26 protein-coding genes are annotated in these 24706 nt (G+C 69.5%); 17 read left to right on the top strand and 9 right to left on the bottom strand.

What is annotated here, in order from left to right; all coding sequences use genetic code 11:
- Positions 1-41: 41 nt before the first annotated feature.
- From NO364_RS09665 to NO364_RS09655, 3 genes are read right to left on the bottom strand one after another with little or no spacing between them, the layout of a single operon-like run.
- Positions 42-755: a DUF7504 family protein gene (locus tag NO364_RS09665; RefSeq protein WP_157690990.1), complete on the bottom strand. Its 714-nt coding sequence runs from the start codon at positions 753-755 to the stop codon at positions 42-44.
- Between the two features lie 36 nt (positions 756-791).
- Positions 792-1943 (bottom strand): pyridoxal phosphate-dependent aminotransferase, encoded by a 1152-nt coding sequence (locus NO364_RS09660; RefSeq protein ID WP_257627388.1) that lies wholly within the window; start codon positions 1941-1943, stop codon positions 792-794.
- On the bottom strand, positions 1940-2428 hold the full coding sequence (locus NO364_RS09655) for an Lrp/AsnC family transcriptional regulator (protein ID WP_157690992.1): 489 nt from the start codon (positions 2426-2428) through the stop codon (positions 1940-1942). Before NO364_RS09655 ends, NO364_RS09660 begins: the two co-directional genes overlap by 4 nt.
- A 116-nt stretch (positions 2429-2544) precedes the next feature.
- Here NO364_RS09655 and NO364_RS09650 point away from each other — a divergent pair, with 116 nt between their 5' ends.
- From NO364_RS09650 to NO364_RS09600, 11 genes are all read left to right on the top strand, one after another.
- Positions 2545-4338: a DUF7408 domain-containing protein gene (locus NO364_RS09650; protein WP_157690993.1), complete on the top strand. Its 1794-nt coding sequence runs from the start codon at positions 2545-2547 to the stop codon at positions 4336-4338.
- Complete coding sequence (locus NO364_RS09645) at positions 4338-6713, top strand: vWA domain-containing protein (RefSeq protein ID WP_257627387.1); 2376 nt, start codon at positions 4338-4340, stop codon at positions 6711-6713. Before NO364_RS09650 ends, NO364_RS09645 begins: the two co-directional genes overlap by 1 nt.
- The gene (locus NO364_RS09640; protein ID WP_257627386.1) at positions 6710-7363 is read left to right on the top strand and encodes a chromosome partitioning protein; all 654 of its coding nucleotides are present in this window, start codon (positions 6710-6712) and stop codon (positions 7361-7363) included. The genes NO364_RS09645 and NO364_RS09640 overlap by 4 nt, the downstream gene beginning before the upstream one ends.
- A 4-nt stretch (positions 7364-7367) precedes the next feature.
- Positions 7368-8297: a DUF7502 family protein gene (locus tag NO364_RS09635; RefSeq protein WP_257627385.1), complete on the top strand. Its 930-nt coding sequence runs from the start codon at positions 7368-7370 to the stop codon at positions 8295-8297.
- On the top strand, positions 8294-9244 hold the full coding sequence (locus tag NO364_RS09630) for an AAA family ATPase (RefSeq protein WP_157690997.1): 951 nt from the start codon (positions 8294-8296) through the stop codon (positions 9242-9244). The genes NO364_RS09635 and NO364_RS09630 overlap by 4 nt, the downstream gene beginning before the upstream one ends.
- A 1-nt stretch (position 9245) precedes the next feature.
- The gene (locus NO364_RS09625; protein WP_257627384.1) at positions 9246-10106 is read left to right on the top strand and encodes a DUF58 domain-containing protein; all 861 of its coding nucleotides are present in this window, start codon (positions 9246-9248) and stop codon (positions 10104-10106) included.
- Between the two features lie 113 nt (positions 10107-10219).
- A complete protein-coding gene (locus tag NO364_RS09620; RefSeq protein ID WP_199243686.1) occupies positions 10220-11242 on the top strand; it encodes a PfkB family carbohydrate kinase in 1023 nt (340 codons plus the stop codon).
- Positions 11243-11288: 46 nt separating this feature from the next.
- The gene (locus NO364_RS09615; protein WP_157691000.1) at positions 11289-11714 is read left to right on the top strand and encodes an EamA family transporter; all 426 of its coding nucleotides are present in this window, start codon (positions 11289-11291) and stop codon (positions 11712-11714) included.
- A 58-nt stretch (positions 11715-11772) separates the two neighbouring features.
- Entirely contained in the window at positions 11773-12324 is a 552-nt protein-coding gene (locus NO364_RS09610) for a thioredoxin family protein (RefSeq protein WP_157691001.1), read from the top strand.
- Between the two features lie 73 nt (positions 12325-12397).
- Positions 12398-13150, top strand: coding sequence for an FAD-dependent oxidoreductase (locus tag NO364_RS09605; protein ID WP_157691002.1), 753 nt, complete (start codon positions 12398-12400; stop codon positions 13148-13150).
- 105 nt (positions 13151-13255) lie between these two features.
- Complete coding sequence (locus NO364_RS09600; RefSeq protein ID WP_257627383.1) at positions 13256-13588, top strand: thioredoxin family protein; 333 nt, start codon at positions 13256-13258, stop codon at positions 13586-13588.
- On the opposite strand, the gene NO364_RS09595 is transcribed toward NO364_RS09600, so the two are convergent.
- The gene (locus tag NO364_RS09595; RefSeq protein WP_157691004.1) at positions 13585-14016 is read right to left on the bottom strand and encodes an RNA-binding protein; all 432 of its coding nucleotides are present in this window, start codon (positions 14014-14016) and stop codon (positions 13585-13587) included. The genes NO364_RS09600 and NO364_RS09595 overlap by 4 nt on opposite strands.
- 17 nt (positions 14017-14033) lie before the next feature.
- The gene (locus NO364_RS09590) at positions 14034-14219 is read right to left on the bottom strand and encodes a DUF1918 domain-containing protein (protein WP_157691005.1); all 186 of its coding nucleotides are present in this window, start codon (positions 14217-14219) and stop codon (positions 14034-14036) included.
- Positions 14220-14322: 103 nt separating this feature from the next.
- Between NO364_RS09590 and NO364_RS09585 the strand changes: the two genes are divergently transcribed.
- Complete coding sequence (locus NO364_RS09585; RefSeq protein ID WP_257627382.1) at positions 14323-14964, top strand: DsbA family protein; 642 nt, start codon at positions 14323-14325, stop codon at positions 14962-14964.
- Between the two features lie 19 nt (positions 14965-14983).
- Here NO364_RS09585 and NO364_RS09580 read toward each other — a convergent pair whose 3' ends face one another.
- Positions 14984-15958 (bottom strand): aldo/keto reductase, encoded by a 975-nt coding sequence (locus tag NO364_RS09580; protein WP_257627381.1) that lies wholly within the window; start codon positions 15956-15958, stop codon positions 14984-14986.
- A gap of 95 nt (positions 15959-16053) precedes the next feature.
- On the opposite strand from NO364_RS09580, the gene NO364_RS09575 reads away from it, so the two are divergent.
- A complete protein-coding gene (locus NO364_RS09575; protein WP_157691008.1) occupies positions 16054-17583 on the top strand; it encodes a cryptochrome/photolyase family protein in 1530 nt (509 codons plus the stop codon).
- Between the two features lie 76 nt (positions 17584-17659).
- Here the strand turns inward: NO364_RS09575 and NO364_RS09570 are convergent, their stop codons facing one another.
- The 3 genes from NO364_RS09570 to NO364_RS09560 form a co-directional block, all read right to left on the bottom strand.
- A complete protein-coding gene (locus NO364_RS09570) occupies positions 17660-17854 on the bottom strand; it encodes a cold-shock protein (protein WP_049938024.1) in 195 nt (64 codons plus the stop codon).
- A 146-nt stretch (positions 17855-18000) separates the two neighbouring features.
- Positions 18001-18579 carry a peroxidase-related enzyme gene (locus tag NO364_RS09565; RefSeq protein ID WP_157691009.1) on the bottom strand — a complete coding sequence of 193 codons (579 nt, stop codon included), beginning with the start codon at positions 18577-18579 and terminating at the stop codon, positions 18001-18003.
- A gap of 36 nt (positions 18580-18615) precedes the next feature.
- Entirely contained in the window at positions 18616-19104 is a 489-nt protein-coding gene (locus NO364_RS09560) for a metal-dependent hydrolase (protein ID WP_257627380.1), read from the bottom strand.
- Positions 19105-19192: 88 nt separating this feature from the next.
- Here NO364_RS09560 and NO364_RS09555 point away from each other — a divergent pair, with 88 nt between their 5' ends.
- The 4 genes from NO364_RS09555 (at position 19193) to NO364_RS09540 (ending at position 24698) form a co-directional block, all read left to right on the top strand.
- Positions 19193-20818, top strand: a complete 1626-nt coding sequence (locus NO364_RS09555; protein WP_157691011.1) for a type II/IV secretion system ATPase subunit — start codon at positions 19193-19195, stop codon at positions 20816-20818.
- Entirely contained in the window at positions 20815-22926 is a 2112-nt protein-coding gene (locus NO364_RS09550) for a type II secretion system F family protein (protein WP_157691012.1), read from the top strand. The genes NO364_RS09555 and NO364_RS09550 overlap by 4 nt, the downstream gene beginning before the upstream one ends.
- A gap of 32 nt (positions 22927-22958) precedes the next feature.
- Positions 22959-23597 (top strand): class I SAM-dependent methyltransferase, encoded by a 639-nt coding sequence (locus NO364_RS09545; RefSeq protein ID WP_257627379.1) that lies wholly within the window; start codon positions 22959-22961, stop codon positions 23595-23597.
- Between the two features lie 66 nt (positions 23598-23663).
- The gene (locus NO364_RS09540; protein ID WP_257627378.1) at positions 23664-24698 is read left to right on the top strand and encodes an NAD(P)/FAD-dependent oxidoreductase; all 1035 of its coding nucleotides are present in this window, start codon (positions 23664-23666) and stop codon (positions 24696-24698) included.
- Positions 24699-24706 lie beyond the last annotated feature (8 nt).

The raw sequence follows: 24706 nt of genomic DNA, 5'->3' as shown, positions 1-24706 counted from the left end.
GAGTCGGCCGTCGCGCACAAAAGGGTATTGTTGGTTGATTGTCACGAAAGTTCGTCGACTGGTAGCCAGTCGGACGTGAGGTCGCGGTCACGGAAGTGCCACCGCTGATCCAGGCTTCCGCCGTCGATTCGGAGTTCGACGGTGGCGTCGAACAGCGGCTGGAACAGCCGGACGACCTCCGCGGTCACGTCGCGGGGGAGTCCGACGTGGACCAGCCCCGCCGCCGCCCGGGACTGTGAAACGACGGCGTGGACGAACCGAAACGCCGTCTCGCGGCCGTACGTGGCGAGCAGGGTCGGCAGGCAGTCGAAGGCCATCCGGAACTCCGCGGGGGCGAGCTCCCCGGCGAACAGTTCGAACTCCTCGATGACGTCGGTGATCGTCGTCCCGAGGTCGCCGACGGACCCGTCGACGACGTGGGTTCGGGGCGACACCTCGTCCAGGGACCGTCCCGCGGCCGCGCTGCGCGCGCGCTCGCCACCCGTGATCAGGCGTGCGTACTCGGCGGAGAGCGGCCCGGTCTCGCGAAGTCGACGGACCCCCCGCTCGCGGTTCGATTTCGGCGTCACGACGAGTCGGCGCCGCGGGGGCTCGGCGTCCGGCGCGCCGAGCATCGTGGCCGACGCCTGCGCGAACATCTCCTCGGGAACCGAGCCGACGACGAGCAGTGCGCTGCCCTGTTCTTTCAACGTCGCCAGGGCGTGTGCGAAGCTGATTCCCTCGTCGTCGGGTCCCATCTCACCACCCGCGACCATCGGATTGTGACACGGAAGGCCGACAAATAATTCTTCTTATGTCTCGTCCCTGCGTTCGTCGAGGAACCGCTCCATGCGGGTCATCGCCTCCTTCAGGTCCGCCATCCCCGTGGCGTACGAGACGCGCAGGTGTCCGTACCCCTCCTCGCCGAACACGCGGCCGGGGACGACGGCGACGCCCTCCGAGTGGAGCAGGTCCTCCGCGAACTGCTCGTCGTCGTACGGCGCCTCGGGGAAGGCATAGAAGGCGCCAGTCGCCTCGAAACAGTCGAGGCCCATGTCGTGGAACCGAGAGATGACGAACCGCCGACGACGGTCGTACTGTGTTCGCATCTCCGCGACGTCGTCGTCGCACGCCTCCAGGGCTTCGAGGGCGGCGTACTGGGCCGTCGTCGGCGCCGAGAGCATCGTGTACTGGTGGATGCGGTTCATCGCGTCGATGGCCTCGCTCGGCCCGAGGGCGTATCCGAGGCGGAGCCCCGTCATCGCGTAGGCCTTCGAGAAGCCGTTGAAGACGATCGTCCGCTCGCGCATCCCCGGCAGTGTCGCGATCGAGGTGTGGTCGCCCTCGTAGGTCAGGCCCGCGTAGATCTCGTCGGCCAGCACCGTCAGGTCGTGCTCCCGGGCGAACTCGGCGATTTCGGCGAGGTCGCCGGCGCTCGCCGTCGCCCCCGTGGGGTTGTTCGGATAGCAGATCATCAGCACCTCGGCGTCGGCGGCGCCCGCCCGCTCCAGGTCGTCGTAGGTCATCACGAAGTCGTTCTCCGGGCGGGTCGAGACGGGCAGTGGCTCCCCGCCGGAGAACCGCACGCCCGGCCCATAGGAGATGTACGCCGGGGACTGGACCGCGACGGCGTCGCCGGGGTCGACGAGGGCACGGAGCGCCAGATCCACCGCCTCGCTCGCTCCGGTCGTCACTAGGATCTCGGTCTCGGGGTCGTAGTCGAGGTCGTACCGCGGCACGTGGCCGGCGATGGCCTCGCGGAGCTCCAGCATCCCCCGGTTGGTGGTGTAGGAGGTCCGCCCCCGTTCGAGGGAGTGGATGGCGGCCGCCCGTGCCTTCCACGGCGCGCTGAAGTCCGGTTCGCCGACCCCGAGCGAGATGACGTCGTCCATCTCCTCGGCGAGTTCGAAGAAGCGTCGGATGCCCGACGGGGGCGTGTTCCTGGCGCGCTCCGAGAGCTTCATGGCGAGATCGAGAGGCGGTCGTCGTCGTCGCTGTCGGTGAACTCCAGTCCCCGGTTCTTGTACGTGTTCATGACGAAGTGGGTCACCGTCTGGGTCACCTCCGGGATCGGCGCGATCTGTTCGGAGACGAACATGGACACGTCGCGCATGGAGTCCCCCTCGACGGTTACGTCGAAGTCGTAGTCGCCGGAGACGAGGCGGAGCGCGGTCACCTCGTCGAACTTCGTGATCCGGCTCGCCACGTCGCCGTACTTCGTCTCCCGGTCGAGTTCGAGGTTGAGCTCCACCTCGGCCGTCACGTGGTCCGTCTCGACGCGGCTCCAGTCGACGACCGGCTGATAGCCGAGGACCGCACCCTCGTCTTCGAGCTCCGCGATCATCGACTCCACCTCGCTCTCGTCGCATCCGAGCTGCCGCGCGATGGTGTCCGTGCTCTCGCGGGCGTCCTCGAGGAGGAGGTCGAGTAGCTCCAACTTGTCGGCCATACCCTCCCGTCGGCGCCCTCGGTGAAAGGGTTTGCTTACGCGTCAGTATCCGTCCCGATCGATGGTGACTGATCCGGCGTCGAAAGACCGATAGGCGGCGGCGACACAGTGGAGCTATGGCCCTCTCCGACGTGTTCCTCACGCCGCTTGGGCTGGTCGCCCTGCTGACGGTGGTCCCCGTCATCCTCCTCTATCTCGTCCAGCCCGACCCCCGCCGGATCGAACTGCCGACGATCGAACTCCTGCTCGACGACGACCAACGCGACGCGAGCAACCCCCTGCTCGAACGGCTCAAGCGCAACCTCCTCCTGTTCCTCCAGTTGCTCGTCCTCGTCGCGCTCGCGGTGGCGCTCGCCGGTCCCTACGTCTCCGTCTCGGAGAGCCAGACCGTCGAGGAGACGGTCATCGTCCTCGACGGGAGCGCGAGCATGGCCGTCGAAACCGACGGCGGAACGCGCTTCGACGCCGCTCGGGCGGCCGCCCGCGAGGTAACCACCGGCACCAACTCCGTCGTCTTCGCGGGCGCCGAGAGCCGCGTCGCCCTCCGCTCCGGCGGCGACACGGAGGTCCAGGGCACCCTCGATTCACTCGCGGTCACCGACGTGTCGGCCGACCTCGGCGCCGCCATCTCCCAGGCCGCCTCCATCGCCGGCGAGAACGCACGCGTCGTCGTGTTCAGCGACTTCGCCGACGACGGATGGACCGACGCCGTCCGGTCCGCACGGGCCCGCGACCTGCAGGTCGACCTCCGCCAGTTCGCGGGCGGCGGCGCGGACAACGTCGGCATCGTCGACCGCTCCTTCTCGGGGCGCAACGTCACCCTCTCGATCAAGAACTTCGGCGACTCGACGGTCACCCGTTCGGTCGAACTCGGCGGCCGCAGCCGATCGATCGAACTCGGTCCCGGTGACGTCGAGCGGGTGAGCCTCACCATCCCGGGCGGCGGCGGCCGGGCGCAACTGACCCCCGGCGACGCCTTCCCCACCGACGACGTCGCCTACGTCGCCGCCCCCGACGATCCGACGGTGGACGTTCTCCTCCTGACGAACGACCGCGACCGGTATCTCACGACCGCCCTCTCGGTGGTCGAGGAGGTCGATCTGACCGTCGACGAGCCGCCGACCACCGTCGAGGAGGGGTACGACGTGATCCTCTACAGCGATCTGGAGCCCGAGAGCCTCCTCCGCGGGAACGTCGAGGCGGGACGCGACGTGATCGAATCCGGCGGCGGCGTCGGCGTCCTCGCCCAGCCCAGTCCGCCGGAGACGTACGGCGATCTCCTCCTGCTCTCGCCGAACGGGACCGACCGGAACCCGTCGGTCGGCCGCGTGACGACGACGGAGCTCACTCGCGGTATCGACTTCCCGCCGCCGGGGACGTACCTCCAGGGGTCGCTGCGGGCGGGGACGGCGCTGGTGCAGACGGCCGACGGAACGCCGCTCGTGGCCACCCACCAGCGCGGGCAGGGACGGGTGCTCTACTACGGCTACGTGGGCGACGACCCGTTCCGGTTCAACTACCAGTACCCCGTCTTCTGGAAGCGGGCGGCGTTCCACCTCGCCGGCCGGGAGTCGCTCTCCTCGCTCAACCGCGGGACGGGTGACCGCCTCCGCTTCGCCAACGAGACGCGTGTCGAGACGCCCGCCGGCGCCGTCTCGGCGCGGACGGTCCCGCTCGACACCGCCGGATTCTACGCCGTCGGCGACCGGCGCGTCGGCGTCTCGCTGTACAGCGAGGCCGAGTCCGACGTCGACGCCGTCCCCCTCGCCGACCGCACGGACGACCCCGGGGCGGTCACCCGCGAGGAGGAACGGCAGGTGCCGCGGCCGCTGACCTGGCTGGTCGCGCTGTCAGCCCTCCTCGTCGTCGTCGGCGAAGTCGCCTTCCTCCGACGCCGGGGTGATCTCTGATGTGGGGGGCCCTCGCCGTGCGGACGGCGCTGTCGGACGGCACCGTCGTTGGCCTGGAGCGACCGCTGGTCCTCGTCGCGCTCCCCGTCGTCGTCGGTGCGCTCGCCTTGCTGATCCACTACCGCGCCTCGGGGACGGCCGCGACCCGCAGCCGACGGCTCCTGCTGGCCTCCCGTGTCGTCGTCGCGACGCTGATCGTCGTCGCGGCCGCCGGCCCCTTCACCGTCGTCACGACGGAGACGCAGGGCGACCCCTCGGTGTCGATGCTCGTGGACCGCTCGAACAGCACCGACGTCTCGCCGGACGTGGCCGAGGACCTCGCCGCCGACGTCGAGGAGGAGGGCGTCCCGGTCACCGTCTCGACGGTCGGCCAGGGGACGAACTCCCGGATCGGCGACGGCGTCGCCGCCAACCTCCGCGAGAACGGGTCGGTGGTCGTCGTCTCGGACGGGCAGGTGACCGGCGGGCAGAGCCTCGCCGAGACGGCGGAGTTCGCCCGCTCCGTCAACGCCACGATCAGCACCGTCTCGCCGGAGCCGACCCGTACCGAGCGGTACGTCACCCTCACCGGGCCCGACAAGGCGAGCGTCGGCGTCGAGAGTCGCTTTCTGGTGCGGGTCGAGGGCGTCGAGGCCGGCTCCCCCGTCGACGTGAGCGTCTCCATCGACGGCGAGGAGGTCGCCACCGAGCGGATCGACGAGGGGACCGGGGCCGTCCCCGTCTCGCATACCTTCGAATCGACGGGGAGCCACCGGATCACCGCCGAAATCGACGGCGAGGACGTCTTCGCGGTCAACGACGTGGCGCGCAAGACCGTCCGGGTCGTCGACCAGCCGCGCGTGCTCTACGTCTCCCGCGGGAACTACTCGCTCGGGACCTACCTCGATCAGCTGTACCGGGTCGACCGGGCCGAGTCGGTGCCCGAGAACCTCGATCCGTACTACGCGGTGGTGGTCCAGAACGTCGCGGCCGACGACCTGGGGAACGTCGACGAACTCCAGCGGTTCGTCATCGACGGCGGCGGACTGTTGATGACCGGCGGCCCCAACAGCTTCGAGAACGGCGGCTACGCCAACTCCTCGGTGGGGTCGATGCTCCCGGTCACCTTCGGGCCGTCGGCGCCCGGTAGCGCGCGGATCGTCATGCTGATCGACGTCTCGGGGAGCGCGGGCAGCGGCATGCGGATCCAGAAGGCCATCGCGCTCGATGCACTCTCGCAACTCGACGACGACAACGTCGTCGGCGTCGTGGGATTCAACTACCAGGCCTACGGCGTCTCCGAGCCCGCGCCCCTGAGCGACAACCGCGGCGTGGTTCGGGACCGGATCAGCCGCCTCCAGGCCGGCGGGGCGACGAACATCGCCAACGGCCTCCGGGGCGCCGAGGAGATGCTCGGCGGCCAGCGCGGGACGGTCATCCTCGTCAGCGACGGCGGCGACACGGAGAGCCGGTCGGCCGTGGTCGCCAACGCGCTCGGCCGGCAGGGCATCCGTGTCATCACCGTCGGGGCCGGGCGCAACGTCAACGAGGGCGTCCTCCGACGGATCGCCGAGGAGTCCGGCGGCAACTACTTCCGCGCGAGCGAGACCGAACGCCTGCGCCTGCTCTTCGGCGGCGGCAGCCGCCAGTTCCAGGGCGAGGGGCTCACGGTCGTCGACTCGGGACACTTCATCACGAGCGGCGTCTCCCTGGAGGCCTCGCCCGGGTCGGTCAACGACGTGTCGATGCGCCCGGGCGCGGACTTCCTCGTCGCCGGCCCGGACGGCACGCCCGCGGTCGCGTCGTGGCGCTACGGCCTCGGCCGGGTCGCCACCATCACGACCTACGACGAGGGCGGCGGCCTCGGCGGCCTGCTCAGCCGGCCGGACTCCCTCGTGGTCACCAAGTCGGTCAACTACGCCATCGGCGACCCGGAGCGGAAAGCCTCGGGCGTCACCGACGTCTCCGACACCCGGGTCGGCGAACCGACGACCGTGGTCTACCGCGGCGACGACCCGCCGAGCGGTTCCGACCTCGCGTTCAGCGCCGTCGGCGAGGGGGTCTACCGGGCCGAGGAGACTCCGACCGAGGTCGGATACCGGACGGCCGCGGGAGCAACCTACGCCGCGAACTACCCCGCGGAGTACGCGGGCTTCGGCACCTCGTCGGCGCTGTCCGACGCCGTGGAGGCGACCGGCGGCCGGGAGTTCTCGTCGGATCAGGCCGCCGAAATCGCCCGGTTCGCCCGCGAGCAGTCCACCCGGGTGCGCGACGTGCGCCGGAACTGGGACTGGGCGCTGTTGACCGCCGCCCTCCTCCTGTTCCTGACCGAGGTGATCGTCCGGCGGCTTCAAGTGTACAACGGTCGTACTCGAACCGAGAGTGGTCTCCCATGAGCCTCATCGGCCGGTCGATTAACCTCGCCCTCGCCCTCCTCATCTGTCTGTCCGTCGCCGGCACCGCCGGCGCGACGCTGTACTACCAGGAGTCGGTCGAGGAACTCGACGCCGAGAACAGCCAGCTCCGCCAGGAGAACGAACAGCTTCGGGAGGACCTCCAGTCCACCGAGCGCGACCTCCAGCGGACCCGCCAGCGACTGCAGGACCTCAACGAGAGCCTCAGCACCACCCGGAGCGACGTGAGCCAGGTCTCCGAGAACCTCCAAGAGACCGAGGGGCAACTGGAGTCGACTCAGGATGAGCTCTCCTCGACCCGCCAGAGCCTCCGGGACGCTCAGGAGCGGGTCGACGAACTGGAGGGTGAGGTCCAGACGCTCGAATCCCGGAACTCCCAACTCCGGTCGGAGGTCGCCGACCTCGAAACCACGAACGAGGACCTCCGCCAGGAGCGGGACGAACTGCAGGCCGACGTCGAGGACCTGAACGACGAGGTGAGCCAGTTGGAGAGCGAAGTGACGACCCTCGAAGACCAGCTCCAACGGCGAAACGACCGGATCCAACAGCTCGAACGGGAGAACGACCGGCTCCGTAGCGACCTCGCGGCCGTCTGCTCGGAGGTCGAGGATCCCCCGCCGGAGTGCAACTGATACCATGTCCAACTCGACGCCCGCCGACGCCGACGCCGAAGACGATCCCGACCCCCCACCCGTCGAGCGCAAACTCCGGCGCGCCCTGACACAGATCCGCCGGGAGGGGCTGAAGGTCGCCCTCATCTACGCCGTCGTCGACGCGGCCCTCGCGACCCTGCTCGCGAACCTCGTCGTGACCGTCGCCGGCGCTCCCGGGTTGCCGACGCGGCTCCCCATCCCCGGGGCAGTCCTCGACGCCCTCGCCGGCGTCGGCGCGACGCCCGCGGAGCCGACGGTGTCGAGCGCGGCCGTCGTCGGCGCCGCCGCCGGCCTCCTCGTCTTCCTCGCCGAGGTGGGCTGGCGGACCCGCCAGCCGCTCGTCGAGCAGTTCGCGGCCGCGAACCCCTCGCTCTCCGAGTCGCTGCGGACCGCCCGCGACGCCGTCGAGCGCGACCGGCAGTCCCGGATCGTCCTCCGGCTCTACGAGGACGTCCTCGATCAACTGCGGGACGCATCGAGCATCGGCCTGCTCTCGACCCGTCGGGTGGCGCTGGTGATGCTGCTGGTCTCGGTCATCAGCATCGCGACCATCCAACTCGCCGTCGTCGACATCTCGCTTTCCGGCCTCGGCGGTCCCGCCGAGCCCGAGGGACCGGACGGCGGCACCGAGACGGAGTACGAGGGCCTCCAAGACGGGTCTTCGATCCTCGGGGAGGCCGAGGACGTGCCGGAGGGGAGTGAGGACCTGGAGGCGAACATCGACACGAGCGGCTCGGGGAGCGGGAACGGCACGGAGGTGGACTCGGCGGCCTACCGGAACAGCGGCCTCGACTCGTCGAGCCCCGTCGAGAGCCAGCGGGCGGGCTTCGACGAGCGCGAGCGCCTCGAAGACGCGGAGCTGATCCGCGAGTACAACCTGCGGATTCGAGAGGACTCGGAGTCAGATTCATGAGCGAACCAACGACGGACATCGACACGCTACAGGAACGGCTCGGACGCGTCCGCCAGGAGGTCGGCAAGCGCATCGTCGGCCAGCGGGAGGTCCTGGAACGGCTGCTCGTCTGCATCCTCGCCGACGGCAACGCCCTCCTCGAGAGCAACCCCGGCCTCGGGAAGACCACGATGGTCCGCACCGTCGCCGACGTGACCGACCTCGACTTCTCGCGGGTGCAGAACACCCCCGACCTGATGCCCTCCGACATCACGGGCACGGAGATCATCCGCGAGTCGGGCGGCGAACGCGAGTTCGTCTTCGAGAAGGGGCCCATCTTCGCGAACGTCGTCCTCGCCGACGAGATCAACCGCGCGACGCCGAAGACCCAGGCCGCGCTGCTGGAGGCCATGCAGGAAAAGCAGGTGACTGCCGCCGGCGAGACCTACGACCTTCCGCGGCCCTTCTTCGTGCTCGCGACCCAGAACCCGATCGACCAGGAGGGGACCTACCCGCTCCCGGAGGCCCAGACCGACCGCTTCCTCCTGAAGCTCGTCCTCGATTACCCCTCTCTCGAGGAGGAACGCGACATCGTGAACCTCTACACCGAGGGCGGGTCGACCCCGCCGGTCCAGAAGGTGTTGAGCCTGCAGGACCTCCGCGAGATCCAGTCGCTCGTCCGCGAGGTGCCGGTCGCCGAGGACGTCCGGGACCGGGCGATCAACCTGGTGCGGGCGACCCGCGAGGCCGACACGGTGGATTTCGGCGCCAGTCCCCGGGCGAGCATGGGCCTCGTCGTCACCGCGAAGGCGCGGGCGTTCCTGCACGGCCGCAACCACGTCTCCTGGGAGGACGTGACCGCGATGGCGCCGCCGGTCCTCCGGCACCGCATCCTGCTCGACTTCCGCGCGGAGCGACAGGGGCTCACCACCGACGACGTGATCGAGCGGTTGCTCGACGAGGTCTGAGATGCCCATCGAACCCGACTTCCTCGACGAGCTCGACCGGTTCGAGGCGTCGCTGAACCAGCAGTCGACGGCGGTCAAGAAGGGCGAACAGGAGTCCCCGAGCGTCGGCGAGGGGCTGACCTTCAGCGACTACCGGCGGTACTCCCCCGGCGACGACACCCGCCTCATCGACTGGCGCCTCTATGCCCGCACCGAGGAGTTCTTCATCAAACAGTTCGAGGAGGAGCGCAACCTCACCGTCCACGTCCTGCTCGACGCGAGCGCGTCGATGGATTTCGGCGAGGGCGACCAACACAAGTTCGAGTTCGGCGCGAAGCTCGGCCTGGGCTACGCCTACCTCACCGCCGAGGAGCACAACGACTTCCGGTTCTCGCTGTTCCGGGACCGGGCCGAGCGTATCGACACCGGCACGGCGACCCGCGGCGAGGTGTTGGCGCTGGTCGACCGGATCAACGAGACCGACCCCGACGGCGACACCGACTTCGAGGCGGCGCTCGGCGAGTACGCGGCCGGCATCCGCTCGCGGTCGCTCGTGGTCGTCGTCACCGACTGCATCGGCGACCTGGACGGCCTGGAGACCGGCATCGCGTCGCTCGCGCGCAACGAAGTCGTCCTCGTACAGGTCCTCTCGCCGGACGAACTCGACCCCGAGGTCGCCGGCGACACCATCTTCGAGGATCTGGAGTCCGATCTGACCCGTCGGACCTACTTCGGCGGCCGCCTCGCCGAGCGGTACCGGACGCGGGTCGACGAGTTCGCCGACGACGTCTCGGGTCGGGCACAGGACCTCGGGGTCACCCACGAACTGGTCGGGACCGACGAGGATTTCTTCGACGCGTTCTCGTCGGTGTGGATCGGCTGAGAGGCCCCGTCGTGAGCGTGCCCGTTCGTACCCCGTGAGCGACTTCGACCGAATCCGACGGCCGTTCGCGGGTGTGGGTGGACGTTTTCCGCGCCGCCGTCGTAGGTGGCGACGTGCCGTACGACAGGCTTGTCGATCGACTCCGTGCCGATCACGAGGTGGTGACCTTCGGCGCCCTCGCCGACGGGAGCGTCGACGACTACTACCGGCTCCGCGAGGGAGACTCGACGGTCACCTCGCGGGCCGCCCTGGCCGCCGCCATCTCCGCGGGACGTGATTCCTTCGACCTCGATCACGTGACGACCGACGCTGGCGGCCAGGCGGTGAACGCGGCGCGACAGGCGGCCGCCCTCGGCGACGACGTGCTCCTCGCGGGCCATCTCGACCACCCCGTCTTCGAGTTCACGTTCGACGTCGAGGCGGTGTCCATGGGGTCGCCCGCCCGCGTCACGGTCTGTCTGCTCGACGACGACGACGTCATGTTCGTCGAGGAATCGACGGACCTCGCGGACTGGACCGTCGCCGACCTCCGGGCGGCACTCTCGGAGTCTCTCGAGTCGTTCCTCGAACGCGACGCGCTCTGTTGTGTCAACTGGGCGTCGACGCCGGGACTCGGGGAGGCGATGCGGGAGATGGCCGCCCGCGACCCCGACGGCGGCGTCCTCTGTGTCGACCCCGGGCCACTCACGGTCGCGGGGGCACGCGACCTCCTCGCGGTCCTCCGGACGCTCGGGGACGCCTACGACGTGGTCCTGAGCGTGAACGAAGACGAGGCGGCGAGACTGGGCGAAGCCGTCGGCGAACCCGCCGACGAACCGACCGAGGCGTCGGTCCTCGACGCCGTTCGGACGGCGGCCGACGGAACGAGCGTCGTCGTCCACGGCGAGGGTGCCGCCGTCGCGGCGACGCCGGCGGGACGGATCACCGTCCCGGCGCTCGACGTATCGAGGGGCCCGACCGAGACCGGCGCTGGCGATCGGTTCAGCGGTGCGCTCGCTCGCTCCCTGGCGGCCGACTGGGACTGGGCACTCGCTCTGGCGGCGGGCAACGCCTGTGCTGCCCACTACGTCTCGGGGCGAGGGACGGGGACTCGGTCGGCGCTTCCGGACCACGTCGAGACACACCGGCCGCCGTGAGCGACCGAATCGAAACCCTATACTGTCGCCCACGCCGGGTAGCCACATGGGCTATCTGCAGTGGGCGCTGGTGGCACTGGTCGCGTACTCGGCCGTGGCCCCGCTCGTCGGGTTCGCGACGACCGGCGATCCGAAGGTTCCGAGCTTCGTCGCCGCGCTCATCACCAACGGCATCCTGCTCGTGGCGACCGTCGGGGTCGTCCTCTACGAGGGACAGTCCGTGTCGGCGTATCTCGGCCACCCGAAGGCGCCGTATCTCTACCTCGCCGGCGTCTTCCTCGCCGTCGGCATCCTCGCGTACTACCGGGCGCTCTCGCTGGGCCCCGTCAGCGCCGTGGTCCCCATCTTCGGTACCTTCCTCGTGATCAGTTCCGCCGTCGGCATCGCCTTCCTCGACGAGGCGCTTACCCTCCGCAAGGTCGCGGGCATCGGCTGTGCCGTCCTCGGCATCTATCTCGTCTCGGTGGAGTGACCGGCGGCCGATTGCCGTCGGCGGGGGGTATTTGGGCGCCGCGCCGTTACCCGTGCCCATGGCACTCCAGGAATCCGACTCCGAACTCGAACCCGGCGATCCGGCCCCCGACTTCGAACTGCCAGGCGTCGACGGCGAGACGTACACCCTCGATAGCTTCGACACCGAGGCACTGCTCGTCGTGTTCACCTGCAACCACTGTCCGTACGCACAGGCGAAGTTCGACCTCCTGAACGACCTGGCGACCGAGGACGACGTGACGGTGGTCGGCATCAACGCCAACGACGCCGAGGAGTACCCCGAGGACTCCGTCGGGAAGATGCGGGAGTACGTCGAGAACGGGACCGTCGCCTACGACGCCTACCTCCGCGACGAGGCCGCCGAGGTGGCCCGCGCCTACGGCGCCGTCTGTACCCCCGATCCGTTCCTCTTCCGGCGCGACGGCGACACCTACCGACTGGCGTACCACGGCCGCCTCGACGACGCCATGGGTCCCGACGAGGAGGCCACCGAGTATTACATCCGCGAGGCCATCGACGCCGTCCGCGCCGGCGAGGACGTCGCCGTCGACCCCGGCCCGTCGCGTGGCTGCGGGATCAAATGGCCCTGAATCGGGGAGACCGACGGGTCCGTCGACGGACCGGGAGGTTCATCGCGGCGGACCGACCAGTGGGGGACGACACATGACCACGCATTCGGCGGACGGACCCGCGGACCGCGACGTCGTCGTCGTCGGCGGCGGCGTCGCCGGCCTCTCGGCGGCCACCTTCACCGCGCGACACGGACTCGACACGCTCGTCGTCGACGCGGGCGACTCCATCCTGCGACGGAACGCCCACGTCGAGAACGTCCCCGGCTTCCCGGCCGGCGTCAACCCCCGCCTCCTGCTGGAGTTGATGGGTGAAGGTGCGGAGGAGGCCGGCTGCGAACGGCGCCGGGGGACGGTCACGCGCGTCGCGCCGACCGACGACGGCTTCGCGGTCGAAACCGACGACGGCGACCGGCTCCACGCCGAGTACGTCGTCGCCGCGACGAAAAACGAGACGGACTACCTCGACGACGTCGAGGGCGTCGGAATCGTCGACCGCGGCAAGACGTTCGTCGACACCGACGAGCGGGGCCGCACCGGCGTCGACGGACTCTACGCGGCCGGACGCCTGGCCGAGAAACCCCACCAGGCGGTCGTCTGTGCCGGCCACGGCGCCGAGGTGGCGATCACGCTCCTCGAGGACGACGACCGGCCCTTCTATCACGACTGGGTCGCGCCCGAGGGCTACTTCACCGATCGCGGTCGGGAGGTGCCTCCGGGCTGTGCGGAGATCGACGCCGACGAGCGCCGGCGGCGCGAGGCGCGCTCGCTCGAGACGATGCGCTCCCGCTTCGCCGAGTCCCACCCCGAGGAACAGCCGACCCATCCGAGCCTGCGGGAGGAGTGACCGCGGACGACGCCCTCGGCCGGCCCGAGTGGAGCGCCGTCCAGCGTGACGGGCGTCCCGAGCGACGGGCGTCAGCGTCAGGTGTCTCGGGCGCGTAGTCCCCGTGTGAACCGCGGTTCCTCGACCGACGCGCCGACGCCTACCCGCCTCGAAACCGCGACGGCCCTCGATCGGTTCGTCGCCGACCACGACCGCGTGATCGTGGAGTTCTACACCGACGGCTGTGGCGCCTGTGCCGCCATGGAGCCGGTTCTCGGCCTCGTCGCCGAAGGGACGGGCGTCCCCGTGGCCCTCGTCAACCCGCGGGACGATCCGCGGCTGATCGAGGACTACGACGTCACGCGCGTGCCGACGCTCGTCGTCTTCGAGGACGGCGAGGTGACCGATCGGTTGGACGACGGCTTCGTCGGCGCCGAGCGGGTGATCGACCTGCTCTAGTCCCGGGCGTCCTCGAACGCCTCGCGGGCGTTCTCGACGGCGGATTCGCGTTCCGCGGGGTAGGCCTCGACCTTGCCCCGAAGGGTGATACCGTCGCCCTGGCGCACCTCGCCGCCGAAGGCAGCCTGTTTGTCCAGCGTGAGGTAGAGCGAGCAGTCCTCGGCGACGCGCTCGTCGAGTTCGTCGAGGAAGGTTTCGTAGTCGGGGAGGGAGACCAGCCGGTCGAGGACGTGTCGCACGTCGTCGGCGTTCTCCAGACGGGCCGAGAGGACGACGATCCGGTCGCCGTGGTGGCCCGTCGTCACCTGGCGGTCCAGTTCCGTCTCCTCGGGGAGATAGGTTCGGAGCGCGCTCTCGACGCGTTTCTCGTCCTCGGTGGCGTAGGAGAACGCGCGGAGGTCGACGTAGTGAAAGGGGACGTTCGACATGCAGGGCGGCGTCCGGATTACTCGTCGTCGGCGAGTTCGAGGGCGTCCTCGGGGACGCCGGTCTCCTGTCCGTCCTCGAAACTGACCGTGTAGGTTGCGTCGCCGAACATCGTCTCCATCACCTGCGTGATCGTCCCCACGTCGCCGTCGTACTCGCTGTGTTTGTCGTGGAGCACGACCGAATCGTCCTTCTCGAAGCTCATGCCACGACGTTCCGCCGGCGCACATTTAAGCGCCCTGATTCCCCGTCCGGCGGCCGTGCGGCGCGACCGAGGGGGATAAGGCCCGGTGGGACCAGTCGCCCGTATGGTCTACACCAGACGCGAGTGCCTCGCCGCGGCGACGGGGCTCGGTGCGGCGGGTCTCACCGCCGGCTGTCTCGGCGGCGGTGGCGGCGGTACCGAGGACTGTTCCATCGAGGACGAGGCGACCGTCTCGGATCTGCCGCGGCCGACGCTCGGTCCGGACGACGCCGCCGTGACGGTCGCCGCGTTCGAGGACTTCGCGTGTCCCCACTGTGCGACGTACAGTCTGGAGGTGTTGCCCGACATCCGCTCGGAGTACGTCGATTCCGGCGTGGTTCGGTACGAACATTACGACTTCCCCATCCCGGTCGACGAACGCTGGTCGTGGCAGGCCGCGAGCGCCGCCCGCGGCGTCCAGGACGAGACCGACGACGAGACCTTCTTCGAGTACGCCCACGCCCTCTTCGAGAACCAGGACGACTTCTCGCCGGAACTGATCACCGACCGCGCGAACGACGTCGGCGCGCCTGGGTGTGCGGTCCAAGGCGACGCGCTGAACGAGACCTACCGGCCGGTCGTGGAAGCCGACCGCCAGGCGGGAATCGACGGCGGCGTGCAGGGGACACCCACCGTGTTCGTCGCCGGGCGGTCGGTCCAGCCCACCTACGACGCCATCGCCGGCGCCATCGAGGCCGAGCGGTAGGCGCCGCCGGCGGCCGCCGCTAGTCGTGCCCGGAGACGGGAACCGGCTCGTACGGCTCCTCAAGGTACTCGACGTCGCTGTCGCTCAGATCGATCTCCAGGGCCTCGACGGCGTCCTCCAGGTGTTCGATCGAGGTGGTCCCGACGATGGGGCCGTCGACCGCGTCCTTGTGCAACACCCAGGAGAGAGCGATCTGTGCCATCTTCACGCCCCGCTCCTCGGCGAGTTGCCGGACGCGCTCGTTGACCGCCGGTCCCCCGCCCTCGCGGTAGGGATGTTCGTAGAGGCGTTCCTCGCTCGCGCCGCGGGTGGTCGCGTCGACGTCCTCGTCCGGCCGGGTGAGGTAGCCACGCGCCAGCGGCGACCACGGGATGACGCCGATCCCCTCCTTCCGACAGAACGGTAGCATCTCGCGTTCCTCCTCGCGGTAGGCGAGGTTGTAGTGGTTCTGCATGGTGGCGAAGCGATCGAGTCCCAGCCGGTCGCTCGTGTGGAGCGCGTCGGCGAACTGGTGGGCCCACATCGAACTCGCGCCGAGGTAGCGGACCTGTCCCCGCCGCACCGCGTCGTCGAGGGCGCGGAGCGTCTCCTCGATGGGCGTGTCGTAATCCCAGCGGTGGATCTGGTAGAGGTCGACGGTGTCCATCCCCAGCCGGTCCAGCGAGTTCGACAGCTCCTGCTCGATGGCCTTCCGCGACAGGCCGCCGGAGTTGGGGTCGTCCTCGTCCATCCGGAAGTAGCCCTTCGTGGCGACGACCTGTTGCTCGCGGCGTCCCTCCAGGGCCTTCCCCAGGACCCGCTCGGACTCGCCGTTCGAGTACATGTTGGCGGTGTCGAAGAAGTTGATCCCGAGTTCGATGGCGCGGTCGACGAGTTCGATCCCTTCCTCCTCGTCGAGCACCCAGTCGCGCCAGTCGCTCGTGCCGATGCTCATACAGCCGAGGCAGATGCGGGAGACCTCCACGCCGGTCGAACCGAGGGTGGTGTACTCCATGGCCGACCCTCGTCGCGGGCCGACAAAAAGCCACGGCGCGGAGTCGCCCCGCGGGTGCCCCACACAGTTTTGTCGCGGTGGTCCCAACGCCGGCCATGACCGTCTGGCTCCTCGGCGACCAGCTCCACCCCGAGAGTCACGTCCTCGACGGCGCGGACCGGGTCCTGCTGATCGAAGCGACGGCCTTCGCCGAGCGGAAGCCGTACCACCCCCAGAAGCTCGGGCTCGTCTTCGCGGCCATGCGCCACGCCCGCGACGCGCTCCGCGACGCGGGCTACGAGGTCGACTACCGCCGGGCCGAGACCTTCGGCGACGCCCTCGACGCCCACTTCGACGCGCGTCCGGGCGACGACCTTCGCCTGATGCGCCCGCCGAGCCACGGCGCCGCCGAGCGTCTGCGGACCCTCGTCGAATCCCGGGGCGGGTCGGTCGCGTTCGTCGCGGACGACCGCTTCCTCTGTCCGCCCGAGGCGTTCGACGCGTGGCAGGACGGCGAGGCGTCGGGGACGCCTCGAGAGGGCGGCGAAGCCGCCGACACCTTCCGTCACGAGGCGTTCTACCGCTGGATGCGACGCCGCGAGGACGTGCTGATGGACGGCGACGACCCCGTCGGGGGCCAGTGGAACTACGACGAGTCGAACCGCGAGACACCGCCGGCGGACTGGTCGCCGCCGCCGGTGCCGCGGTTCGAGTCCGACGACCTGACACGGGAGACGCTGGACTGGGTGACCGACCGGTTCGACACCTGGGGCGAGGCGACGGGGTTCGCGTGGCCGGTGACGCGGGCGGCCGCCCTCGACGCGCTCGATCACTTCGTCGAACACCGACTGCCGGCGTTCGGCCCCTATCAGGACGCCATGGTCGACGGCGAGTTCGCGCTCGCTCACTCCCTGCTGTCGTCGTCGCTGAACCTCGGCCTGCTCGGTCCGGGGGAAGTGATCGACGCCGCCGTGGACGCTCACCGCCGCGACGCGGCGCCGGTCGAGAGCGTCGAGGGGTTCGTCCGGCAGGTGCTCGGGTGGCGGGAGTTCATGCGCCACGTCTACCGGCGGACGATGCCCGACCTCGTCGAGTCCGACCTGCTCTCGCGGTCGCGGGACCTGCCGCCGCTCTACTACGACGGCGAGACCGAGATGCGGTGTCTCGACGCGGCCGTGGGACACGTCTACGACCGCGGCTACGCCCACCACATCGAGCGGCTGATGGTGCTGTCGAACTTCGCGTCGCTCTACGGCGCCGACCCCCGGGAACTGAACGAGTGGTTCCACTTCGGGTTCGTCGACGCCTACCACTGGGTGACGACGCCGAACGTCCTCGGGATGGGGACGTTCGCCACCGACGCGTTCACCTCGAAACCGTACGTCTCCTCGGGCAACTACGTCGACCGGATGAGCGACCACTGCGCCGGGTGTGCCTACGACGTCGACGCGACGACCGGCGCGGACGCCTGCCCGTTCAACGCGCTGTACTGGGACTTCCTCGACGACCACGAGGAGCGCCTCCGGGGGACGGGTCGGATGGGCCTGATGTACTCACACCTCGACCGGAAGTCGGACGCGGAGCTGTCGGCCATCCGGGAGCGGGCAGCGACGGTCCGCAGCCGCGCCCGCGATGGGCGGCTGTAGCCGCCGCTGGTCGCGTGAAAAAGGGAAAATTCCGATCCAGCGCCGTTTCGAGCGGTCGGGATGTCCCGGCCCGGACTTACAGTCGCTGGAGGTTGGTCGCCCGCGGGCCCTTGTCGGCCTGCTCGATGTCGAATTCGACTTCCTGTCCCTCTTCGAGGTCCGGGCCGCCGATGTCTTCCATGTGGAAGAACACGTCTTCGTCGGAGTCTTCGGTCTCGATGAACCCGTAACCGCCAGTGTCGTTAAAGAACGCAACCGTACCTGTCGCCATTGCGTTGCGAACGACGAAATGAGGAGACATAAGGATTCCGGCACGCTCCGAGAGACACCAGAAAGTAAAATAATAGTTCATCAAAATTTCTTATCGGACGAACGAGGGGAGATACCGGAACGGACGTTCAAGACCCCCGGCCCGGCTCAGTCGTCCGTCGACCGACCGAGCGTGTGGAACTCGTCGTTCGGGCGCATGTCGGCAAAACTCGCCAGGCGATTGCTGAGGTTGAAGAAGGCCGTCACGGCGCCGATGTCCCAGATTTCGCGCTCGGAGTAGCCGGCCTGGGCCAGGGCGTCCAAGTCGTCCTGGGTCACCTCGGCCGGTCGCTCGGTGAGTTTCACCGCCACGTCGAGCATGACCAGTCGCTCGTCGCTCACGTCCGCAGTCCGGTAGTTGGCGACGAGTTGATCCGCCAGCGTCGGATCGTCTGCGTAGAGGCGGACGAGCGCGCCGTGGGCGACGTTGCAGTAGTAACAGTGGTTCACCCCCGAGACGGCGACGACGATCATCTCCACCTCCGCCCGGTCGAGGGCCGTCCCCTCGACCAGGGCGTCGTGGTAGTCGACGAACGCGCGGAACTGGTCGGGGGCGTACGCCAGCGCCGCGAAGACGTTCGGGGTGAAGCCCGCCCGTTCGGTCTCCGCGTCGATGCGTTCCCGCAGGTCGTCCGGCAGGTCCGCCCGGTCCGGTACCGGGAACCGAGCCATCGCGTCGTCGTTCATGCACACTCCTGGGGCGGCCGACGCCAAAAGCCCACCTCACCCCATCCGCACCGTGAGAAGGGCCGCGGCCGCAGTGGCACAGACGCCGAGGGCGAGGAGAAGGTAGTTGGCGATCGTGTTGTCCGCGCGGGTGAGATAGAGGGAGAACGACCGCCCGGACAGCGGCCACAGCAGAGGCACCCCCGCGGGCGTCAGGGCGTCGGCGAGGAGGTGGGCGAGCACCGCGAGGGCGCCGACGGCGAAGCCGAAAGGGACGAGCGTGCCCCGGCCACCGTCGACGACGACGGCGAGGCCGGCACCCGCACCGGCCCCGACGGCGCCGACGAGGGCGGCGAAGGCGAGGGTGTGGGTCGACCCGCGGTGGGTGAGGCCGGGGATTCGGTGGTCGGCGTCGGGAAGCATCGACAGCCAGAGCATGACGCCGCCGGCGACGAGGGCGAGTGTCGGACGCCCGGCGAGGACGAGGGCGGCGCCCGCCGGCGCGAAGACGAGCAGCGAGACGCCGAGGTGGCCGCGTCGGTACACGGCCGGATGTGGCCCGGGGGGGACCAGAACCTTTCGGCCGGGGCCGGGCGCACGTTTAAGTCAATTCCTCGCTTAGCGCCCACGAACGATGTCAGGAGACGCGGCGTCGGGGACCGACGGGCCGCTCGGGACGCTCCGACGGCGAGTCGTCCGCACCTACGAGATGCTCCGCGGATCGACCATCGACGCCCGCCCGTTTCGCCCCGGCGAGGACGGCCCGCTCGGGAGTTTCGACGTGCCGCCGGATCACGAGGAACTCGACCGGTACTGGGTGAACGCCCCTTTCGCCTACGTGGTGATCACCTACGACACCGCGGAGAGCGAGAACCGGTACCACGCCGTCGAACCCGAGTTGAACGCCTTCGAGTCCGGTCTGCTCGAACGGGTCCGCGAGGACATCCGCGACCCGCTCCTCTTCCGCTCCGAGGACGAGAACCCGACCGACGAGGTGATCCTCGAGGGCGAACTCGAGTCCCTGCTGGAGGAGTACGGCGTGGAGGTTGGCATGCAGACGTTCCACAAACTCCGCTACTACCTGGTTCGGGACTTCAACGGCTTCGGCCGTCTCGACCCGCTCATGCACGACCAGCACATCGAGGACGTGTCGTGTGACGGCTACGACCTGCCCATCTTCGTCTACCACGACCAGTACACCGACGTGGCGACGAACGTCGTCTTCGAGGACCCCGACGAACTCGACAACTACGTCGTCAGACTCGCCCAGCAGTCCGGCCGGCACATCAGCGTCGGCGACCCCGTCGTCGGCACGACGCTCCCCGACGGCTCCCGGGTCGAACTCGCCCTCGGCGAGGAGGTGACCCCCCGCGGATCGGCCTTCACCATCCGCCAGTACGCCGACGACCCGTTCACGCCCATCGACCTCATCGAGTACGGGACCTTCAACGTCGAGCAGATGGCGTACCTGTGGCTGGCCATCGAGAACAACAAGTCGTTGATCTTCGCCGGCGGGACGGCATCGGGGAAGACCACCTCGATGAACGCGGTGTCGATGTTCGTCCCCCCGCGCTCGAAGGTGCTCTCCATCGAGGACACCCGCGAACTGTCGCTGTACCACGACAACTGGCTGTCGAGTGTCACCCGCGAGCGCCTCCACGAGGGGGCCGACATCGACATGTACGACCTGTTGCGCTCGGCGCTCCGGCACCGCCCCGAGTACATCATCGTCGGCGAGGTGCGCGGCGGCGAGGCAGTGACGCTGTTCCAGGCGATGAACACCGGCCACACGACGTTCTCGACGATGCACGCCGACAGCATCGAGACGGTCATCAACCGCCTGGAGAACGAACCGATCAACGTCCCCCGGGCGATGATCCAGTCGCTCGACTTGCTCTGTGTCCAGCGGCTCACCCGCCTCGACGGCGAGCGGGTCCGGCGGTCGAACGCGATCAGCGAGATCGGGGGTATCGACCAGCGGACCGGCGAACTCGACTACTCCAACGCCTTCCGGTGGGACGCCGACACCGACTCCTTCGACCGTCAGGACAGCTCCCTCCTCGACGAGATTCAGGACGACCGCGGCTGGTCGCGGACGCAGCTCCTGGAGGAGCTTCGGGACCGCCGTCGGTTCCTCACCGCCCTCCTGGAGCAGGGGATCACCGACTACCGGCGCTTTACCGCCCTCGTCAACGAGTACTACGCCGATTCGGAACGGGTCCTCGACCGCGTCGACGCCCCCGAGGCCGAGGAGTCGTGATCGCCCACCTCCTCCCGCTGGTCCTCGTCGTCGTCCTCGCCCTGCCGGTCGTCCTCTCGCCGGTGAGCCGTCGGGCGGATCTGCTGGTCTCCCGGCTGGCCGTGCCCATCTTCGGCGACTACGTGGGTCGGAGTCCCCGCCGGTCCTGGCAGTTGTCGCGCCTGCGTGCCACCCACGTCGGCACCACCCACCGGGTCTACGCCTCGCGGACCCTGTTCATCAGCGGCCTCGCCGGCATCGTGGGCGCCATCCTCGGCGTGTACGTCGCCGTCTGGCTGGTCGATCTCCTCTCGATCAGCCGGGCGGCCATCCTCGCGTCCGTCCCCCCGCCGCTCTCCTTTCTCGCCGGCCTGACCCGACTGCAGGACCTCACCCTCCTCGGGCTGTTCGTCCTCTTTCTGTTCTTCGGGGCGACGGTGGGATCGGTCCTGGCTCTCGGAACCTACTGGGCCCGGTGGACGTACCTCGATCAGCTCGCGAACGCCCGGGCGAGCGAGATCGAGGCGACGCTCCCCCGGACCATCGCGTTCGTCTACGCGCTCTCGCGGAGCGGTATGCCCTTCCCCGCGGTCCTCGATACGCTCGCCCGCAACGACGACATCTACGGCGAGGCGGCCCGCGAGGTGGGGGTCGCGGTCCGCGATATGAACGCCTTCTCGACGGACATCCTGACCGCGCTCCGGCACACGGCCGACCGGACGCCCAGTGAGGGGATGGAGGAGTTCGCCGACAACCTCGCGAGCGTCCTCGGCAGCGGTCGGAACCTCTCCTCGTTCCTCCGGGAACAGTACGAGCGCTATCAGGAGGAGGCCGAGTCACAGCAGGAGCAGTACCTCGAACTCGTCTCGACGTTCGCGGAGGTGTACGTGACCGTCCTGGTCGCGGGCCCGCTCTTTCTGATCACCGTCCTCGTCGTCATCGGCCTGGTCATCGAGGACACGCTCACGGCCGTCCGGATCGTCGGCTACGCCGGCATTCCGCTTGCCTCCGCCGCCTTCGTCGTCTACATCGACAGTCTCACGCAACACGACACGGCGCTGACGAACGTCCGACACGACGTCACCAGCGTCGGAACCCGCGACGCCGAGACGACCGATCCGTCGCCGCGCTCCGACGGCGGGAGCACGGCGGGTGTCGCGGACGCCGCGGCCGACGCCCAGCGGCGTAACGCGGAGCGACTCGCGGCCTACGACCGTCTGCGTGGGTTCCGAGACTGGCTCCGGAACCCGATCCGGGGCGTCCTCGAACGCCCGTGGATCAGCCTCGTGGTGACCATCCCGCTCGGCGTCGGCTGGGTGCTGTTCCGCTCGGTCCCCATCCCCCTCGGCCCCTCGGCGCTCGGCGTCCTCGATCACCCCGTCGTCGAAGCCTCGGTGGTCGTGATGGTCGTCTTCGCGGTGCTTCACGAGACGCACAAACGCCGCATCCGGCGCCTCGAGCGGGCTGTCCCGGACTTCCTCGATCGCCTGGCGAGCGTCAACGAGGCGGGAATGACCGTCGTCGAGAGTATCGAACGCGTCGCCGGCACCGACCTCGGCGGCCTGGAAGGGGAGGTCGAGCGCACCTGGCGGGACATCCGCTGGGGGGCCGACGCCGGCGACGCGCTCCGCCGACTCGCCATCCGGACCCGCACCCGGATGGTCTCGCAGGCGGTCACCCTCATCACGAACGCGATGAACGCCAGCGGCGACATCGCACCGGTCCTCCGCATCGCCGCCGACGAGGCCCAGGCGACGCGACGCCTCCGCCGCGAGCGCCGCCAGGAGATGCTCACCTACATCCTCGTCATCTACATCTCGGTGCTCGTCTTCCTCGGCATCATCGCCGCGCTGACCGTCGCCTTCATCCCCGCGGTCCAGGAGGCGGCTGGGACCACGGCGTCGGCCCCGGCGAACGCGCCCAACGTGGGGGTGACGGGCGCCTTCTCCGAAACCGGTGTGAACACCGAGGCGTACGAACTCGTCTTCTTCCACATCTCCGCGATCCAGGCGGTCTGCTCCGGGATGATCGCCGGCCAACTCGCCGAAGGCGGCATCGCCGACGGGGTGAAACACGCGGCCGGACTCCTCGCCCTGACGTATCTCGTGTTCGCGCTCGCGTTGCTCTAAGGGCTTTTACGCCTCCACGTCGAGGGATGCCCATGGAGGCCCCGGAGCCACGACACACCTACGACCGCATCGCGGAACATTTCGCCGCGACGCGCGAACACCCGTGGCCGGAGGTCGAATCGTTCGTCGCCGACGCGGACCCGGCCGCGCTGGCGCTCGACGTCGGCTGTGGGAACGGCCGCCACGCGGAGGTGCTCGCGGACGTCGCCGACCGCGTCCTCGGACTCGACGTCAGCCGCGGCCTCCTGCGGACGGCACGGGACCGCCGGACGGACCGCGGCTTCGCGGTCGACCTGCTCCAGGGGGACGCGGCACGCCTCCCCGTCCGCGCCGACCGGGTCGGCCTCGGCGTCTACGTCGCGGCGCTCCATCACCTCCGGCCGCGGGAACGACGGATCGGGAGCCTCGACGAACTCGCGCGCGTCCTCGCGCCGGGCGGTCGGGCCCTCGTCGGCGTCTGGAGCACGACCCACGACCGCTTCGACGCGACGGCCGGCTTCGATACGACCGTCGACTGGACGCTCCCCGGCGGCGAGACGCTCCCCCGGTATTACCACGTCTACGACCCCACGGAGTTCGACGAGGACCTGGCCGCGAGCGACCTCGAACCCGTCGACCGCTTCGAGTCGAGCGGCAACTGCTACGCCGTGGTCGGTCCCCCGTCCCGCTGAGCGGTCGGGACGAATCCGTGCACAGACGTGGGGGACTTAACCCCACGGCGTCGGTACTAGGGACCGATGAGCGATACGCACGACTTCGACGTCGCCGTCGTCGGCGGGGGGCCGGCCGGCCTGACCGCCGCGCTCTACACGACCCGTCTCGGGCTGGACACCGTCGTCGTGGACCGTGGCGGCGGCCGTGCAGCCATGATGCAGGACACGCACAACGTCATCGGCGTCACCGAGGACGTCTCCGGCGTCGAGTTCCTGCAGACGGCACGCGAGCAGGTGCAGGCCTACGGTGCGACCCACCGTCGAAGCTTCGCCTCCGGCCTCGAACGCCGCGACGACGGCCGGACCTTCGCCCTCGAAACCGACGACGGGACGATCCGTACCGATCGGGTCGTCCTCGCGACCGGCTTCTCCGACGCCAAACCCGACCCGCCGCTCCCGCCGACGGGTCGGGGTCTCCACTACTGCCTGCACTGTGACGCCTACATGTTCGTCGACGAGTCGGTGTACGTGATGGGTCACGGCGACAGCGCCGCCTACGTCGCCATGATCATGCTCAACTTCACCGACGAGGTGGACCTCCTCACCCGCGGCGACGATCCGACCTGGAGCGACGAGACCGACCGCATGCTCCGTGCCCACCCGATCGACGTGATCCACGAGGAGATCACGGGGATGAACCGAGGGCTCGACGGCTGGCTCGAGAGCTTCGAGTTCGCGGACGGGACGGTCCGCGAGTACCGCGGTGGCTTCCCCATGTACGGCTCCGAGTACAACAACGACCTCGCGGCCGATGTCGGCTGTGACCTGAACGACGACGGGACCGTCCAGGTCGACGACCACGGCCGGACCAGCGTCGACGGGGTCTACGCCGTCGGCGACCTCGTCCCGGGACACAACCAGATCCCCGTCGCCATGGGCCAGGGGGCCAAAGCCGGCATCGCGATCCACATGGACCTCCGGCCGTTCCCCCGGAGCGTCGAGGAGATCGAGGAACGGGGCGCCGTCGACGCCGACGAGGTGCCGGCCATCTCGGCGTCGCTCCGCGAGGCCGCCCGCGCCTTCCGCGAGGAAGCCGTCGAGTCGCCCGCCGACGACTAAGGCCGACT

Origin of the sequence: Haloplanus salinarum, assembly GCF_024498175.1 — an archaeon.
GTDB classification, from domain to species: Archaea; Halobacteriota; Halobacteria; order Halobacteriales; family Haloferacaceae; genus Haloplanus; species Haloplanus salinarum.
This window is presented reverse-complemented; position numbering and strand designations above follow the sequence as displayed.